The following is a 15,150-nucleotide window of genomic DNA, read 5'->3' as shown; positions in this document are numbered from 1 at the left end:
TACGTCAGGGGTTTTGTAGAAACCACGCGTCAATACGTGACTTTAGGGCGTTCCAGATTGCAGGTGCACCACGCTGGACCTTAATGCCAACTCGTGAATGCAGCTGTGCTTGGGTCACATTATACTCGGGCCAAGTGCCGCCATCCGTTTCGAGGTTCGAAATGACAGGCTGTACGCGGTCAATGGATTTCGCAAAGATGGCATCGTCTGTTTGCGCCGCTTCGAATTCATCCCAAAGGGCGCGAAACGCCGCAGCCTGATCGCTGGGCAGCAGACCAAAGATGCGCTCAGCGGCGGCTTGTTCGATAGCTTCCATTTCAGCGGGGTCATGGTCGCCGTGAATAGGATTGTCACCTGCGTCGATCTCAACAATGTCATGGATCAACAGCATTTTGATAACGCGGTCGATATTGACGGGGCGCGTCGCGTGTTCGGCCATGACCATCGCATAAAGCGCGATGTGCCAGCTATGTTCGCCGGAATTTTCACGCCGTGTTCCACAGCAAAGTGTGGTCGCGCGCAGGGTCGATTTCAGCTTATCGGCCTCGATCAAGAACGCGAGCTGCGCGTCGATGCGTTCGGTCACTAGCGTTTAATCCGGCGTGGCATGCTCACGTTTGGTTCTGGCGCTGCAGGGGCAGGGGCTTCAGCCTTGGTTTCGGCTGTGGGTTCTGGTGCTGCTGCAGGCTCTGCCTGCTTTGCGGCAGCCTCTTCTGCGATTTTGGCTTCTTCACGTTCTTTGTCTTCTTCAGACAAGCCTTGAAGAGGTGCTGCTTTGGGCTTCGGGGCATCTTTAAACCCGTTGGCCTTACGCGAATCCAACATCGCACGTGCCCGTTCCTCGGCGCGACGTACCCGCACCGAAGTCAGATAAGTTTCCTGAAGCGTCTGCGAGGACGCTCCAAGAATGTCACCAATGGCATCTACGATTGCGATATCACCAGATGCCTTTTGATCGGCCAGTGCCAGATCAGCGAGTTCGTCAGCGACGCGTTGAACGTAGGATTCTGCCATTGGATTTACCGTGTGTTTTCAGTGAGGCGACGACGTACGTATGTTTTTACGTTGTCGATCATCGGGTCCATGTATGGATCTTCAAAGAAGTGACCCGCGCCTTCCATTTCCGTGTGCGTGACTGTGATACCCTTTTGTTCGTGCAGTTTGTTCACGAGGTTCACGGTATCGGCAGGTGGCGCAACACGGTCATTTGATCCGTTGATGATCAAACCCGAAGACGGGCAGGGCGCAAGGAAGCTAAAGTCATACATGTTCGCAGGTGGGCTGACTGAGATGAACCCAGTGATTTCAGGACGACGCATCAATAGCTGCATTCCGATCCATGCCCCGAACGAGAAACCAGCAACCCAACAGTGCTTTGAGTTGTTGTTCATCGACTGGAGGTAATCGAGTGCAGATGCTGCATCAGAGAGTTCACCAACACCTTGGTCATATTCACCCTGAGAGCGGCCAACGCCACGGAAGTTAAACCGAAGAACAGTGAAACCCATGTTATAAAATGCATAGTGCAGATTATAGACAACCCGGTTGTTCATTGTGCCGCCAAATTGCGGATGCGGATGCAAAACGATTGCAATCGGTGCATCGCGGTCTTTTTGCGGGTGGTAACGCCCTTCTAGGCGTCCTTCGGGTCCGGGAAAGATGACTTCGGGCATATTGATCCGTCGCTGCTGCGGCGCATGAGCATTGTTGACGAAAATGCTCGGGCACCTTAGAAAGATTCTAATCTGGGTGAAGTCCCAAATTGACTGGTCTCGGTGAAGTAATGACGCAGCGCCGTGCCGTCAATAAAATTGCGCGTTTGTATGGGGGAGAGTGATGAAATTAAGTACTAAAGGGCGTTATGCGATGGTTGCGCTGGCTGATCTGGCGCTACAACCAGCAGATACGCTGATCAACCTGACCGAGATTTCAAAGCGTCAAGACATCTCTTTGCCCTATCTTGAGCAGTTGTTTGTGAAGTTGCGTCGCGCCGGTTTGGTGGAATCAGTGCGCGGTCCTGGCGGTGGTTATCGGCTTGCGAAGCCGTCATCAGAAATTCGCGTGTCAGATATTCTGGGTGCTGTCGACGAAACCGTTTCGGCGATGCACAAAGGTGCGGGCGCTTCGGGCGGTGCTTCGGGGTCTCGTGCGCAGTCGCTGACTAATCGTTTGTGGGAAGGGCTGAGCGCACATGTCTATGTGTTTTTGCATCAGGCGCGGCTTTCAGACGTTATTGGTAACGCCTTGGCTCCATGCCCGGCGGTTCCTGCGCTATTCGAAGTTGTTGATGAAGATTGAAGAAGGGGCGCTGCCCCCGGCCTGCGGCCTCCCCCGGAGTAGTTTTGGCAAGATGATGTGATGAGAACCTATCTTGATCATAACGCGACAACGCCTTTGCGGGCCGAAGCGCGCGCGGCGATGATTGCTGCGATGGATGTCGTCGGCAATCCGTCTTCGGTGCATGCTGAAGGGCGTGCTGCCAAGGCTGTGATCGAGAAAGCGCGTCTGCAGGTGGCCGAGGCTGTTGGGGCTTCGGGTGCTGATGTTGTCTTTACCTCTGGCGCGACAGAGGCGGCGGCACTTGCGTTGGCGGGGCGTGGATTGAAGGCGGCGCCGATTGAGCATGATGCGGTGCATGCTTGGATTGATCCGGTGTTGTCAGTTAAGGATGGTATCGTTCAGGTGGATGATCCCGCCCATTCGGTGTTGCAGCTTGCGAATTCGGAAACCGGTATTGTGCAGGCGCTTCCTTCGGGCCTTGCTGTGAGTGACATTACACAAGGGTTTGGCAAGGTCCCATTTGCCTTTTCGTGGTCTGGTGTGCAGATGGTTTTTCTATCGGCGCATAAGTTCGGCGGCCCGACCGGCGTCGGCGCATTGATTTTTCCGGCGGGCACCGATGTGGTTGCCCAAATAAAAGGTGGCGGCCAAGAAATGGGCCGTCGTTCGGGTACTGAGAACGTCATTGCAATTGCTGGAATGGGCGCAGCAGTGACCGCCGCGCAGGCTGACCTTGCGGCCGGAAAGTGGGAACGGGTTGCGGAACTTAGAAATATTCTAGAAAAGGCCATTGAGGCTGACGAAAAGAACACTATTTTTGTCGGGAAAGATGCGAACAGATTACCCAACACCAGTTGTTTTGCGACGCCGGGTTGGAAGGGTGAGACCCAAGTTATGGCGATGGATTTAGCTGGCTTTGCCGTGTCGGCGGGCTCTGCTTGTTCGTCCGGCAAGGTCAAAGTGAGCCGCGTGTTGCGCGCGATTGGCCTTGACGATGATGCCGCAGCAAGTGCGCTACGCGTATCGCTTGGGGTTGAAACAACAGAAGACGAGGTCATGCGCTTTGTGCAGGCCTGGACGAAGAAACGGGCGCGGCTGCGGGCCGCATGAGAGGAAAGTAATATGTCTGCTATCAAAGACGTAGAGGTCAAAGAAGGCGTTGATCAGGAAACTGTCGATGCTGTCTCGAAGCTGTCTGGCACCTATAAATACGGTTGGAACACTGAGATCGAGATGGATTACGCCCCTAAAGGCGTGAACACGGATATCGTGCGTCTGATTTCTGGCAAGAACAATGAACCCGAATGGATGACCGAGTGGCGCCTAGAAGCGTTTGCGCGTTGGGAAAAGATCGAAGAGCCCACATGGGCGATGGTCAGCTACCCAGACATCGATTTCCAAGACATCTATTACTATGCTCGTCCGAAAAGCATGGAAGAAAAACCTAAGTCTTTGGACGAGGTCGATCCCAAGCTGCTGGCGACCTACGAAAAACTGGGCATCCCCCTGAAGGAACAAATGATTCTTGCAGGCGTAGAAGGTGCTGAGAACATGCCAGCCGAGGGCCGTAAGGTCGCTGTTGATGCTGTTTTCGATTCCGTGTCTGTTGGTACTACTTTCCAGAAAGAACTGGAAAAGGCTGGCGTGATCTTCTGTTCAATCTCAGAAGCTATCGAAAAGCACCCTGAGTTGGTCAAGAAGTACCTTGGTACTGTCGTGCCGCCATCTGACAACTTTTACGCTACGCTGAACTCGGCTGTATTCTCGGATGGGTCGTTTGTTTACGTGCCTCCGGGCGTGCGCTGCCCGATGGAACTGTCCACTTACTTCCGTATCAACGCGGAAAACACTGGTCAGTTCGAACGTACACTGATCATCGCCGATAAAGGCAGCTACGTTTCTTATCTAGAAGGCTGTACCGCCCCGAAACGCGACACAGCACAGCTGCACGCTGCCGTGGTTGAGATCATCATCGAAGAAGATGCTGAAGTGAAATACTCGACAGTTCAGAACTGGTATCCCGGTGATGAAAACGGGGTAGGTGGGATTTATAACTTTGTGACCAAGCGTGCCGATTGCCGCGGCGACCGCGCCAAGATCATGTGGACACAGGTTGAGACTGGTTCTGCTGTCACTTGGAAATACCCAAGCTGCATCCTGCGTGGCGACGATTCACAAGGTGAATTCTATTCCATCGCCATCGCAAACAACATGCAACAGGCCGATACGGGCACAAAGATGGTGCATCTTGGCAAAAACACGAAGTCTCGGATCGTGTCCAAGGGGATTTCGGCTGGTAAGGCGCAAAACACCTATCGTGGGCTCGTGTCGATGCACCCCAAAGCAAAAGATTCGCGCAACTATACTCAGTGTGACAGCCTTCTGATCGGTGACAAATGTGGCGCACACACTGTTCCTTACATCGAAGTCAAAAATAACAGCAGCCGTGTTGAGCACGAAGCGACCACATCAAAGGTGGATGACGAGCAACTGTTCTATTGCCGCGCACGTGGTATGGACGAAGAGGAAGCCGTCGCATTGGTCGTTAACGGCTTCTGTAAAGAAGTCCTGCAAGCGCTACCAATGGAATTCGCGATGGAAGCGCAGGCACTTGTCGCGATTTCGTTGGAAGGTTCGGTTGGCTGATCAAATGACATCTACAGCGAAATCACGGGCTGATTTTTTGGTGGGCGCGCTGCGGCTAGCTGAAGAATTGCGCGTTGTCGATGTCGGGGCGAATCCACTAAGTGATCCGCCATATAAACCGCTTTTGGATCGCGGGCTTTGTCATGTCTGGGGGTTTGAGCCTCAGTTCGACGCATTTGACGAGCTGCAAAAAATCAAAGGAACGAACGAAACTTATTTTCCGCATGCCGTGGGTGACGGGAAGCCTCATACTTTGTTTGTTTCTCGGAATAGCGGTTTTACATCGATTTATCCGCTGCACGAAAAAGGCTTTACGACTTTTGGCTTTTGGGGTGCTCGGGCGCGCGACGTAACAGAGCATTCTATTGAGACTGTGCGTTTGGATGATCTACGTGAGCTACCTCAAATTGATTGTCTAAAGATTGACGTTCAGGGCGCGGAGAAAATGATCATTGATAACGCCGCGCGCAAGCTCTCTGAAGCGGTTGTCGTGATTCCAGAAGTACGTTTTAATCAGCTGTATGAAGGTGAGCCGATGTTCGCTGGGCTAGATCTTACGTTGCGCGGGCAGGGATTTATGATGCATAAATTTCTATCGTCAACTTCTCTTCGCGTCGGCAGCACAGTCAAATCGCAACTGCGTGGCGTGGTCTCAAAGAGCCATTTGATTGATGCAGATGCGGTCTATATTCGAGATTTACGTGACCACGAGTCGGTGAGTGACGAACAACTGAAGAAGTTGGCGATATTTGCGGATGATGTGTTCGATAGCCCCGATCTAACGTGCCACTGTCTTGATCGATTAGTCGCGCGCGGCGCTATTTCTGCCAGTACTTTGCGCGACTATGTCGCGATGTTGACGGTGTAACGGTGGCGATATGAGCAAAGTTCATCACGACAAAGTTGCTTGGAAGGCAGTCCAGACCAAAAGCGGCGGGGGGAATCTGCAAGCTTACGGTGGAATGAATTGTGAAGTTGATCGGCGGGATCTTTTTGAGCAACGCCCATTAAGTGCCCCGGCGCGGCCCAGTTCTTGCCGCAGTTTGTTGCGATTAACTCCGCAACGACAGCAGGTTAGGGTGTCTCAAGATGGCGAATATGGGGCAAAAGGATTTCGACGCGCGGATCAAGCGTATCAACAATCCGCGCAACAATTCCTATTACGACCCCGATTTGGGAATGCATATCCCGAAAAAGGTAACGCGCGCCAAGATCGTCAAACCGCCGTCACAAAGCAGTCAGGCGATGTCTGCCATTCTCGTGTCGATGGTTATCGGCGGGGCCGCGATGTTTTGCGCGCAGGTCGTGCGCGTGCGCTATCTGGGAATGACCGGGGGCAATTCGGCGATCACTTTTTCCGATCTTCTGATCGGTCTGTGGATGGTTCTGTTGTTTTCCGCTCTTATGAAACGCCAACAACTGCTTGCTCGTTTTGGACAAATCGCTGGCCTATGTCTCATGCTGGTCGCAGGTCACAACTTTGTTTGGAAATGGCCGGATCTGATGGCCAAAATCTATACGCCAGAGTATGTGGCCGAGATCAAGTCAACGACCACAGCCGGATCAATTCTGTTTCAGGGCAACGTCTTTACGTTCTAACGCGGGCGTTACAATCATCCACATCACACATGTACCTGTCCGCTGGTAAGCAGGCGGTCGTTGGTGATGCGTCATCCAACAATTTTCACCTATTCGCAGCGCGGCCTAACTCGCGCTGCCATACCCCACATGCACTAAAATGTGCTGATACGTCGAAGGAAGAAAAATGCTAGAAATCAAAGGCCTAAAGGTCAAACTTGAAGATGAAGATAAGCAAATCCTGAAGGGGTTGGACCTGACCGTTGAAACCGGCAAGGTTCATGCGATTATGGGGCCAAACGGGTCAGGTAAATCGACTTTGTCTTACGTGCTGTCCGGCAAGGATGGTTATGAGGTCACTGACGGTTCTGCGGAGCTCGAAGGTGAAGATCTGCTGGATATGGAACCAGAAGAGCGTGCTGCGGCTGGTCTTTTCCTCGCATTCCAATACCCGGTCGAAATTCCCGGCGTTGGCAACATGACGTTCCTGCGTACAGCGGTGAACGCACAGCGCAAAGCGCGCGGTGAAGAAGAGCTAAGCGCTGGTGACTTCTTGAAGGAAGTACGTGCGAAGGCGAAAGACCTGAAAATCGACGCGGATATGCTGAAACGTCCAGTTAACGTTGGTTTCTCTGGCGGTGAGAAGAAGCGGAACGAGATTCTGCAGATGGCGATGTTGTCACCTAAGATGTGCATCTTGGATGAAACGGACTCTGGTCTTGACGTTGATGCGATGAAACTTGTTGCAGATGGAGTTAATGCGCTGCGTTCAGAAGGGCGTTCGTTCCTCGTGATCACCCACTACCAGCGTTTGCTAGATCACATTAAGCCCGATGTGGTTCACATCATGGCCGACGGTCGTATCGTGAAAACAGGTGGACCAGAGCTTGCTTTGGAAGTTGAAAACAACGGCTATTCTGACATTTTGGCAGAGGTGTCCTAATGGCCCTAGCTAAACTGAAATCTGATGCGACAGAGGCGCGTCTGGCTGGGGTGACCCTGCCAGAAGGTGCTGCATGGTCGAATGCGGCACGTGCTGATGCGTTAGCACGCGTGCGCCAAATGGGGCTGCCTACAAAGCGCGACGAGTATTGGAAATACACCAACCCGTCCGAGCTGACCGCAGCTGAAGCGCCAAAAGCAGCTGTTTTTCACGCCGGTGAAACACCATTGTTTGATGCTGTTGATCGTTTGAAGATCGTCTTTGTCGACGGTGTTTTTGATGCTGATGCCTCTGACGAATTGACAGGCGAGGGTGTTGAGATTGAACGCCTTGCTGATGCGATGGCAGCAGACATTCACTGGGCAAAAGACCTGTACGGTGTTTTGGAAACGCGTGGTCAGACACCTGTTGAGCGTCCTTTGGCAGCGCTGAACACAGCGCTTGCAACCGACGGTGTGGTGATCCGGGCAACCGGTAAAGTCGCCAAGCCAATTCACCTTGTCTACCTCCATAAGGACGAGACATCAGATGCCGTGCTGCACAACTTGGTTAAAGTAGAGACGGGTGCCGAAGTGACACTGCTTGAAAACGGTCCTGCCGCGGCGCGTTTTTCTGGCTGTCTTGAGGTCGAAGTTGCCGACGGCGGCTCATTCCACCACGTGCGCGCGCAAGGTCGTGATCATGAACGTCGCGCGGTAACTCATTGTTTTGCAAGGGTTGGCGCGGAATCTTCGTTCAAGTCATTTACGCTGACCGTTAACGGTGTGATGACGCGCAACGAATGCGTTCTTGAGATTATCGGCGACGATGCGATTGCACATGTTGCGGGCGTTTGTGTCGGTGATGGCAATGATTTCCACCACGATGATACCGTCTTTATTACACATGATGCATTGAACGGCGAAAGCCGTCAGGTGTTCAAAAAAGTGCTGCGCAATGGTGCGACAGGCGTTTTCCAAGGGAAAATTCTTGTGAAAGAAGGTGCGCAGAAGACTGACGGTTATCAGATCAGCCAATCGCTTTTGTTGGATGATGATGCACAGTTCTTAGCCAAGCCAGAGCTGGAAATCTATGCGGATGACGTGGCTTGTTCACACGGGTCAACATCGGGTGCGATTGATGAAACAGCCCTGTTTTATCTGCGTTCGCGTGGTGTTCCGCAGTACGATGCGCGCAACCTTCTGACGCTTTCGTTTATGGCCGAGGCTTTGGACGAAATTGCTGACCCGACGCTGGCCGAAGAACTGCGCGACCGGCTCGAGGGCTGGCTGGCACGGCGTAGCTGATGGCACTGACTGCCGATATCATCCGGACATGGCGCGCACCGCGCGCTGTGATCCGCGATTTATTGGATCAGGGGCGGCGCGAAGATCGCGCCGTCGCCTTTGTTATGATCGCATGTTTTCTGATCTTCGTGGCGCAATGGCCGCGTCTGTCACGTATCGCGAATGGCTACGAGCCATCGCCGTGGCCGCCTGAGATCAATTTTGAAGGCATGATGACTTACACGTTCTATGCTGTCGTCATCATGCTGCCGCTTGCGCTCTATGGCATGGCTGCGGTTGCGCATTTGATCGCCAAGGCATTTCGTGGGCAAGGCAGCTGGTACTCGGCGCGGCTGTCGTTCTTTTGGGCTTTGCTTACGACGACTCCGCTGTTGCTTTTGCATGGCCTCGTGCGTGGTTTTATCGGGCCGGGAACCCAGTCTATCTTGGTTGGCGCGGTATGGGCATTAGCATTCGCCTATATCTGGATCCAATGCATGATCGCAACGGAACGCGGGCAATGAACCTGACTTTACAAGGCTGGTTGCGCGCTGTCGCGATGACGGTGAACGCGCCCAGCGAAACGGCAGAGCGCGTGCTGCAATACCGTTTCGCAAGGCCTGTATTGGTACAGGCGGCCATCGTTGTCTCAATCGCCAACGTATTGCTGCTTGCAGTGGCATCTATGATGGCGACGGCCACTTCCGAAGCCAACACATTGCAAGTAACGCCCTTCGCACTTGCCCTGTTGATCGCTGGCAGCATGCTTATCTTTGCAACCGCCATATCGCGGGCAGGGATCATGTTTGGCGGTACAGGAAGTTTTGACGGCGCATTAACTATTGTCATTTGGATGCAGGCCGTCGGTCTGACATTTGATGTGGCGCAGATCCTCGTCATGCTAATTAGCCCGTTTTTGGCGGTGTTTGTGGGCATTGGCGCGCTGATGGTGCTTTTGCGATCCATGGTTCACTTTGTGAAAACACTGCACGGGTTTGACAGCCTAGGCAAAGCCGCAGCCGCATTTTTTATCGCCATGATTGGCACAATTTTCGCAGCGGCCATATTGATGGCTCTGCTTGGCATTGCCCCTCTAGGAGAAGCGACATGAGCTTTGATGTGCAAAAAATCCGCGCGGATTTTCCTATTCTGTCACGCGAAGTGAACGGCAAGCCTTTGGTTTACCTTGATAGTGGGGCGTCCGCGCAAAAGCCGCAGGTCGTCATTGACGCTATCACGCGTGGCTATGCCGAAGAATACGCAAACGTGCATCGGGGCCTGCATTTTCTCAGCAACCTCGCGACCGATAAATACGAAGCCGTCCGCGGTACTGTCGCTAAGTTCCTGAATGCACCGTCTGAGGATGACATCATCTTCAATACCGGCACGACCGAAGGCATCAATATGGTCGCCTATTCATGGGCGATGCCGCGTCTGAAGGCCGGTGATGAAATTGTTCTGTCGATCATGGAACACCACGCCAACATCGTGCCATGGCATTTCCTGCGCGAACGACAGGGTGTCGTGATCAAGTGGGTCGATGTGGACGCGAATGGTGACCTTGACCCGCAAAAAGTAATTGATGCAATTGGTCCAAAAACGAAACTGGTTGCAGTGACGCATATGTCTAACGTGCTTGGCACCGTCGTTGATGTAAAAGCAATCACAGCAGGCGCACATGCCAAGGGCGTGCCTGTTTTGGTCGATGGCTCGCAGGCCGCCGTCCACATGCCTGTTGATGTCGCTGATATCGGTTGCGATTTCTATGCGATTACGGGGCATAAACTATATGGTCCCTCGGCATCAGGCGCGATCTATGTGACCCCGGAACGCATGAAAGAAATGCAGCCCTTTATGGGAGGCGGTGACATGATCCGCGAAGTGTCACGCGATGCAGTGACCTATAACGATCCACCCATGATGTTTGAGGCCGGCACACCCGGCATCGTGCAAACCATCGGGATGGGTGTTGCGCTGGAATATATGATGGGCATCGGGATGGAGAACATCGCCGCCTACGAACATGATCTATGTGCCTACGCGCGTACGAAGTTGGACGGGCTGAACTGGCTGAACGTTCAGGGCAAGTCAGCCACCAAAGGCGCGATCTTTTCATTCACGCTCGAAGGTGCCGCACATGCGCACGACATCTCGACCGTGCTTGATAAAAAGGGCGTTGCAGTGCGGGCAGGGACCCACTGTGCCATGCCGCTGATGGAGCACATGGGGGTAGGTGCAACCTGCCGCGCATCATTCGCTATGTACAATACGAAGGATGACGTCGACGTATTGGTCGACGCACTGGAGCTCTGCCGCGAGCTGTTTTCCTAGGTTAGAAAAAATTGGTTGTCTCTGAGGGCGGAATGACTTGCGCCTGCGAGACAGCATCGGTATCAGAACCGCAAGCACCCGTAGCTCAGCTGGATAGAGCGCTGCCCTCCGAAGGCAGAGGCCAGAGGTTCGAATCCTCTCGGGTGCGCCAATTTCTGATTTGCCCAAATATATGCTAAATACGTCACATGATGTAGTTAGAGCTGAGTGCCGTAATATAGAGACACTCAGCGCCGACAGGTTTAGGCATAAGGTCGCCCAGCAACCTAAATAATTTCATCCTCGTCAAAGAGAGGGTCTTCGATGAGTTGTGTTTGAAGGTCTTCGACTGCGCCTTCGACCGCCTCCATGGATTTCACCTTCGCAAGGTGAAACACGGCGTCGCCTTCGTTGACGATTGGCATGACCGCGCGCCCGATTACGATTCCGTTGAAAGGGGCGGTGATTTCCTTTTCGCTTTCACCAAACGGGTCCGCGACAATTGCCATGACATCGCCAGTTTGAACGACATCGCCGTCCGCCTTAAATGTTCTTAAAAGCCCGCCTGCGGGTGCACGTAGCCATTTGCTTGATTGGCAATAGTGGGGTTTAGATTTGGGTTTGGCGATGCCGCGCGCGGGGACCATATTTAGATGACGCAACACACGCATAATGCCTGCCACGCCAGCGCGCACGGACATTTCATCGAACCTAAGCCCTTCGCCTGCTTCGTATAACAGTACATCTTTACCCAACTCTTTTGCCTCACCACGCAAAGATCCTTCACGGAGTGGTGACCGCAAGATCACAGGCGCACCAAAGACTTCGGCAAGTTCCGCTGTGACCGGGTTGTCCGGAGAAATGCGGATTTGTGGAAGGTTGGTGCGATGTATCGCAGCAGAGTGCAGGTCAATGCCAAGGTCAGACCGCGCCACGATCTCGTTTAGGAACAAATGCGCAAGGCGAGAGGCGAGTGAACCACCCGAGCTGCCCGGAAAAGAACGGTTAAGATCGCGACGATCGGGTAGATAGCGCGAGTGGTTGATAAAGCCAAAAGCGTTTACAATCGGGATCGCGATCAGCGTTCCACGAAGAGAAGCAACTTTTATCGTGTTCAGAATGCGTCGTACAATTTCAACGCCAATGACTTCATCGCCGTGAATCCCCGCGCTGACAAAGACGGTTGGTCCATCCATTTTGCCGTGAATGACGTGAACAGACATTGAGACAGGTGTGTGATCCGACAATACACTTACAGGAAGGTCGATCGTCTGCCGAGAGCCAGCCGCAATGGACTGGCCCCCGATTTCGAATGCAGCGCGTTTGGGCATTAACCTTTGCCCTTTGTGCGTGTCGCGCCGGGTTTGGCTGATTTCTCGATGTACTCGATAATCTTGCCTGCAACGTCCAAGCCAGTGGCTTTCTCAACACCTTCGAGACCTGGCGAAGAGTTAACCTCCATCACGACGGGGCCATGATTAGCGCGTAGCATATCAACGCCGCATACATTTAGGCCCATTGATTTCGCAGCGCGAATTGCTGTTGAGCGCTCTTCTGGGGATAGCTTGATAAGCTGAGCCGAACCACCACGGTGCAGGTTAGAACGGAAATCTCCTTCAGCGCCGGTGCGTTTCATCGCTGCGATGACTTTGCCGCCAACAACGATGGCACGGATGTCGGTGCCGCCGGATTCTTTGATGAATTCCTGTAGTAGGATGTTCACACCAGCACCGCGGAACGCCTCGACCACGGATTTTGCAGAACGTTTGGTGTCGGCCAAAACAACACCAATACCCTGCGTGCCTTCTAGTAGCTTGATCACAACAGGTGCGCCACCGGCAAGTTCCAGTACTTCATCGGTCTGCTTTGGATCATGCGCAAATGTCGTTACGGGCAAGCCAATACCATCACGTGCAAGCAATTGCATCGAACGCAGCTTGTCGCGGCTTCGACCAATTGCGACACTTTCGTTCAATGGGTAAACGCCCATCATTTCGAATTGGCGCAGCACAGCCAAGCCATAGAACGTGATCGACGCACCGATCCGCGGGATGACTGCATCATAACCTTCGAGCTTTTCGCCATTATAATACATTTCCGGGCGACGCGATGCGATGTTCATGTAGCAGCGCAGCGTATTGATGATGTGCAGCTCGTGGCCGCGTTCTTCTGCCGCTTCTTTCAGGCGTTTGTGAGAGTAGAGGTTGGCATTCCGTGCCATCATTGCGATTTTCATGGAATAGTCCTTTCAGCCGTTAGGCGTTGCGGGTTTTATCGGTTGTCAAATATGCGCGGCGCGTATGCACAGCGATATTGCGGTGTTTCAATGCAGAGCGCCCAACAATCATCGGGAAGCGCATGTTGCTGCGATCCGTCAGTGACACTGAAATTGGCCATTGTTGTTCGCCGATTTTCAGAGTCGTTCTGATGACGTATCGCTCTTCAGGAATGCCGCTCGTGTTCTTAATGTGCCGTTGGTCATAAAGCGGCGTTTCAACCCAAAGTGAGGGATCTCCATCTGAGACCTGAACTTGAAACCGGACCCATGCTTGGCCGTCTCGTTCGAAGGGTTCGATGTTCTGAGCGTTCAACGCAGACGTACGCGCACCTGTGTCGATTTTTGCCTTTACCCCCGGTAGATCAAGCTGAGGTAGCCCGACAGTTTCGATCCATCCGATTACGGTCAGTTCTGGTTTGGGTTTTTTCACTTTTTTGTTCTGTGTCATTAGATCAGCCATGGCATCATCAATGTTGCAAGGCTAAGGACAAAGAAGAACCCAGCCATATCGGTTACAGTCGTGAGTAGGGGGCCACTTGCCGCGGCAGGGTCTTGGCCCAAGCGTTTCAGCAGCAATGGAACCACGCCGCCGATGGATACAGCAAGCATTGTGTTCAGAGCCAATGCAAGGCCGATAACAAGCCCAAGCGCTGGCTGACCTTTCCAGATCCAAGCGACCAAGCCGATCAAGATGCCAAGGGCGATCCCGTTGATAACACCGACTGTGATCTCTTTGAACCAAACGCGCACGGCGTCGACTGGACGAACAAGCCCAAGTGACAGTTCACGCATCGTCACACCAACTGCTTGGTTGCCTGAACAGCCGGACATATCCGACACCATCGGTAGAAAAATCGCGATAGCAATCACAGCTGTTAGCGTGTCTTCATAGGCCGAAATGACCGAAGCTGCGATGATGTTCAAAACGATGTTCGCGGACAACCAGGCAAGACGGCGACGTGATCGTAGCCAAGTTGGCATAGAACGTAGTTCGTCACCGACAACACCTTGCAGTTTAAGCGTCTCGCTTTCAGAGCGTTCCAGCAATGCTTGGCTCACAGCCGAGCGCGAAACAACACCGACAAGACGCCCGTCACCTTCAACAACTGGAATCCCAAGGAATGGGTGTTCGTTGAAGATATCGTCCAGCGTTTCAAGCTTCGTGTCGACAGTCACAGTCATTGGTTCGACCATGATACTGGTCAAAGCCATTGAACGTTTTGCCGTCAGCAGTCCGCGTAGGGAGACAACGCCCACAGGGCGGCCCTGTGAATCCATGATATATGGGTGCTGGCCACGATAGCGGTCAAAATCGTCATCTTCGCTAGCAAGTTCTTTAAGAACGTTGCCCACTGTCTGTGTATCCGAGAACTTAAAGACCTCAGACATCATCAGGCCACCAGCGGTGTCATCATCGTATTCGACAAGCCGACGCACGTCTTCTGCGTCTTGCGCATCCATTTCGGATAGAATGGCTTCAGCATCCGCATCGCTCATGTCGCCCAAAAGGTCGGCCTGAACGTCGGAATCCAGTTCGTCAAAAATCTCGACCGCGCGGGTTGCTTCGAGCCGCTCGATTAGGTCGGCACCCAACTCATGTGGAGCCTCTTCGACCAGTTCAGCAGCGAGTTCGGGCGAAACAAGTGACAGCACGATATCGCGCTGCTCAGGTGACAACGTCAGTAGCTCGCGCAGCGCCTCGCTGTAGGGCAGCGGATCAAGCAGCGCATTCAATAGTTCAGCATCGCCGCTTTCAGCAGCATCACGCAGCTGTGCTGTTAGGTCGATCTCTTCTTGATATGTATCCTGTTGCATTTCGAATCCATCTCCGTAGTTGACGGGTGTTTAAA

At 53.1% G+C, this 15,150-nt stretch carries 17 protein-coding genes and 1 tRNA gene; 11 read left to right on the top strand and 7 right to left on the bottom strand.

Annotation, left to right across the window (positions count from 1 at the left end):
- Positions 1 to 4: 4 nt before the first annotated feature.
- Genes ACHUEV_RS00630 through ACHUEV_RS00620 form a run of 3 tightly spaced genes read right to left on the bottom strand, consistent with a single transcriptional unit; the run spans position 5 to position 1,673 of the window.
- Positions 5 to 586 (bottom strand): HD domain-containing protein, encoded by a 582-nt coding sequence (locus ACHUEV_RS00630; RefSeq protein WP_394177146.1) that lies wholly within the window; start codon positions 584 to 586, stop codon positions 5 to 7.
- Positions 586 to 1,014, bottom strand: a complete 429-nt coding sequence (locus ACHUEV_RS00625) for a hypothetical protein (RefSeq protein ID WP_394177145.1) — start codon at positions 1,012 to 1,014, stop codon at positions 586 to 588. Before ACHUEV_RS00625 ends, ACHUEV_RS00630 begins: the two co-directional genes overlap by 1 nt.
- Positions 1,015 to 1,019: 5 nt before the next feature.
- Positions 1,020 to 1,673 carry an alpha/beta hydrolase gene (locus tag ACHUEV_RS00620; protein ID WP_394177144.1) on the bottom strand — a complete coding sequence of 218 codons (654 nt, stop codon included), beginning with the start codon at positions 1,671 to 1,673 and terminating at the stop codon, positions 1,020 to 1,022.
- 163 nt (positions 1,674 to 1,836) lie between these two features.
- Between ACHUEV_RS00620 and iscR the strand changes: the two genes are divergently transcribed.
- From iscR to ACHUEV_RS00565, 11 genes are all read left to right on the top strand, one after another.
- The gene (gene iscR / locus ACHUEV_RS00615) at positions 1,837 to 2,298 is read left to right on the top strand and encodes a Fe-S cluster assembly transcriptional regulator IscR (RefSeq protein WP_394177143.1); all 462 of its coding nucleotides are present in this window, start codon (positions 1,837 to 1,839) and stop codon (positions 2,296 to 2,298) included.
- Between the two features lie 60 nt (positions 2,299 to 2,358).
- Positions 2,359 to 3,390 (top strand): cysteine desulfurase family protein, encoded by a 1,032-nt coding sequence (locus tag ACHUEV_RS00610; protein WP_394177142.1) that lies wholly within the window; start codon positions 2,359 to 2,361, stop codon positions 3,388 to 3,390.
- Between the two features lie 12 nt (positions 3,391 to 3,402).
- A complete protein-coding gene (gene sufB / locus ACHUEV_RS00605; RefSeq protein ID WP_106354083.1) occupies positions 3,403 to 4,926 on the top strand; it encodes a Fe-S cluster assembly protein SufB in 1,524 nt (507 codons plus the stop codon).
- A 4-nt stretch (positions 4,927 to 4,930) separates the two neighbouring features.
- Entirely contained in the window at positions 4,931 to 5,794 is an 864-nt protein-coding gene (locus ACHUEV_RS00600; RefSeq protein WP_394177141.1) for an FkbM family methyltransferase, read from the top strand.
- A 221-nt stretch (positions 5,795 to 6,015) separates the two neighbouring features.
- A complete protein-coding gene (locus ACHUEV_RS00595; protein ID WP_394177140.1) occupies positions 6,016 to 6,525 on the top strand; it encodes a hypothetical protein in 510 nt (169 codons plus the stop codon).
- Positions 6,526 to 6,691: 166 nt separating this feature from the next.
- A complete protein-coding gene (sufC, locus tag ACHUEV_RS00590; protein ID WP_106354087.1) occupies positions 6,692 to 7,447 on the top strand; it encodes a Fe-S cluster assembly ATPase SufC in 756 nt (251 codons plus the stop codon).
- Positions 7,447 to 8,733 (top strand): SufB/SufD family protein, encoded by a 1,287-nt coding sequence (locus ACHUEV_RS00585; RefSeq protein ID WP_394177139.1) that lies wholly within the window; start codon positions 7,447 to 7,449, stop codon positions 8,731 to 8,733. Before sufC ends, ACHUEV_RS00585 begins: the two co-directional genes overlap by 1 nt.
- Positions 8,733 to 9,236 carry a YIP1 family protein gene (locus tag ACHUEV_RS00580; RefSeq protein WP_394177138.1) on the top strand — a complete coding sequence of 168 codons (504 nt, stop codon included), beginning with the start codon at positions 8,733 to 8,735 and terminating at the stop codon, positions 9,234 to 9,236. The genes ACHUEV_RS00585 and ACHUEV_RS00580 overlap by 1 nt, the downstream gene beginning before the upstream one ends.
- A complete protein-coding gene (locus tag ACHUEV_RS00575) occupies positions 9,233 to 9,823 on the top strand; it encodes a YIP1 family protein (protein WP_394177137.1) in 591 nt (196 codons plus the stop codon). The genes ACHUEV_RS00580 and ACHUEV_RS00575 overlap by 4 nt, the downstream gene beginning before the upstream one ends.
- Positions 9,820 to 11,043: a cysteine desulfurase gene (locus ACHUEV_RS00570; RefSeq protein WP_394177136.1), complete on the top strand. Its 1,224-nt coding sequence runs from the start codon at positions 9,820 to 9,822 to the stop codon at positions 11,041 to 11,043. Before ACHUEV_RS00575 ends, ACHUEV_RS00570 begins: the two co-directional genes overlap by 4 nt.
- Before the next feature lie 74 nt (positions 11,044 to 11,117).
- Positions 11,118 to 11,194: transfer RNA gene (locus tag ACHUEV_RS00565), tRNA-Arg, on the top strand.
- Between the two features lie 115 nt (positions 11,195 to 11,309).
- Here ACHUEV_RS00565 and ACHUEV_RS00560 read toward each other — a convergent pair.
- From ACHUEV_RS00560 to mgtE, 4 genes are read right to left on the bottom strand one after another with little or no spacing between them, the layout of a single operon-like run.
- Complete coding sequence (locus tag ACHUEV_RS00560; RefSeq protein ID WP_394177135.1) at positions 11,310 to 12,353, bottom strand: succinylglutamate desuccinylase/aspartoacylase family protein; 1,044 nt, start codon at positions 12,351 to 12,353, stop codon at positions 11,310 to 11,312.
- Positions 12,353 to 13,258 carry a 30S ribosomal protein S6--L-glutamate ligase gene (gene rimK / locus ACHUEV_RS00555; protein WP_394177134.1) on the bottom strand — a complete coding sequence of 302 codons (906 nt, stop codon included), beginning with the start codon at positions 13,256 to 13,258 and terminating at the stop codon, positions 12,353 to 12,355. The genes ACHUEV_RS00560 and rimK overlap by 1 nt, the downstream gene beginning before the upstream one ends.
- Positions 13,259 to 13,277: 19 nt before the next feature.
- Entirely contained in the window at positions 13,278 to 13,748 is a 471-nt protein-coding gene (locus ACHUEV_RS00550; RefSeq protein ID WP_394177133.1) for an ATP-dependent zinc protease family protein, read from the bottom strand.
- Complete coding sequence (mgtE, locus tag ACHUEV_RS00545) at positions 13,748 to 15,115, bottom strand: magnesium transporter (protein WP_394177132.1); 1,368 nt, start codon at positions 15,113 to 15,115, stop codon at positions 13,748 to 13,750. The genes ACHUEV_RS00550 and mgtE overlap by 1 nt, the downstream gene beginning before the upstream one ends.
- Positions 15,116 to 15,150: the final 35 nt, after the last annotated feature.

The sequence above is a fragment of the Yoonia maritima genome, from assembly GCF_043641945.1.
GTDB classification, from domain to species: Bacteria; Pseudomonadota; Alphaproteobacteria; order Rhodobacterales; family Rhodobacteraceae; genus Yoonia; species Yoonia maritima_B.
This window is presented reverse-complemented; position numbering and strand designations above follow the sequence as displayed.

Bases quoted from the DNA above. Each gene is read 5' to 3' on its own strand.
- ACHUEV_RS00625 (WP_394177145.1), bottom strand. From the start codon at position 1,014: ATGGCAGAATCCTACGTTCAACGCGTCGCTGACGAACTCGCTGATCTG.
- ACHUEV_RS00620 (WP_394177144.1), bottom strand. From the start codon at position 1,673: ATGCCCGAAGTCATCTTTCCCGGACCCGAAGGACGCCTAGAAGGGCGT.
- iscR (WP_394177143.1), top strand. From the start codon at position 1,837: ATGAAATTAAGTACTAAAGGGCGTTATGCGATGGTTGCGCTGGCTGAT.
- ACHUEV_RS00610 (WP_394177142.1), top strand. From the start codon at position 2,359: ATGAGAACCTATCTTGATCATAACGCGACAACGCCTTTGCGGGCCGAA.
- sufB (WP_106354083.1), top strand. From the start codon at position 3,403: ATGTCTGCTATCAAAGACGTAGAGGTCAAAGAAGGCGTTGATCAGGAA.
- ACHUEV_RS00600 (WP_394177141.1), top strand. From the start codon at position 4,931: ATGACATCTACAGCGAAATCACGGGCTGATTTTTTGGTGGGCGCGCTG.
- ACHUEV_RS00595 (WP_394177140.1), top strand. From the start codon at position 6,016: ATGGCGAATATGGGGCAAAAGGATTTCGACGCGCGGATCAAGCGTATC.
- sufC (WP_106354087.1), top strand. From the start codon at position 6,692: ATGCTAGAAATCAAAGGCCTAAAGGTCAAACTTGAAGATGAAGATAAG.
- ACHUEV_RS00585 (WP_394177139.1), top strand. From the start codon at position 7,447: ATGGCCCTAGCTAAACTGAAATCTGATGCGACAGAGGCGCGTCTGGCT.
- ACHUEV_RS00580 (WP_394177138.1), top strand. From the start codon at position 8,733: ATGGCACTGACTGCCGATATCATCCGGACATGGCGCGCACCGCGCGCT.
- ACHUEV_RS00575 (WP_394177137.1), top strand. From the start codon at position 9,233: ATGAACCTGACTTTACAAGGCTGGTTGCGCGCTGTCGCGATGACGGTG.
- ACHUEV_RS00570 (WP_394177136.1), top strand. From the start codon at position 9,820: ATGAGCTTTGATGTGCAAAAAATCCGCGCGGATTTTCCTATTCTGTCA.
- ACHUEV_RS00560 (WP_394177135.1), bottom strand. From the start codon at position 12,353: ATGCCCAAACGCGCTGCATTCGAAATCGGGGGCCAGTCCATTGCGGCT.
- rimK (WP_394177134.1), bottom strand. From the start codon at position 13,258: ATGAAAATCGCAATGATGGCACGGAATGCCAACCTCTACTCTCACAAA.
- ACHUEV_RS00550 (WP_394177133.1), bottom strand. From the start codon at position 13,748: ATGACACAGAACAAAAAAGTGAAAAAACCCAAACCAGAACTGACCGTA.
- mgtE (WP_394177132.1), bottom strand. From the start codon at position 15,115: ATGCAACAGGATACATATCAAGAAGAGATCGACCTAACAGCACAGCTG.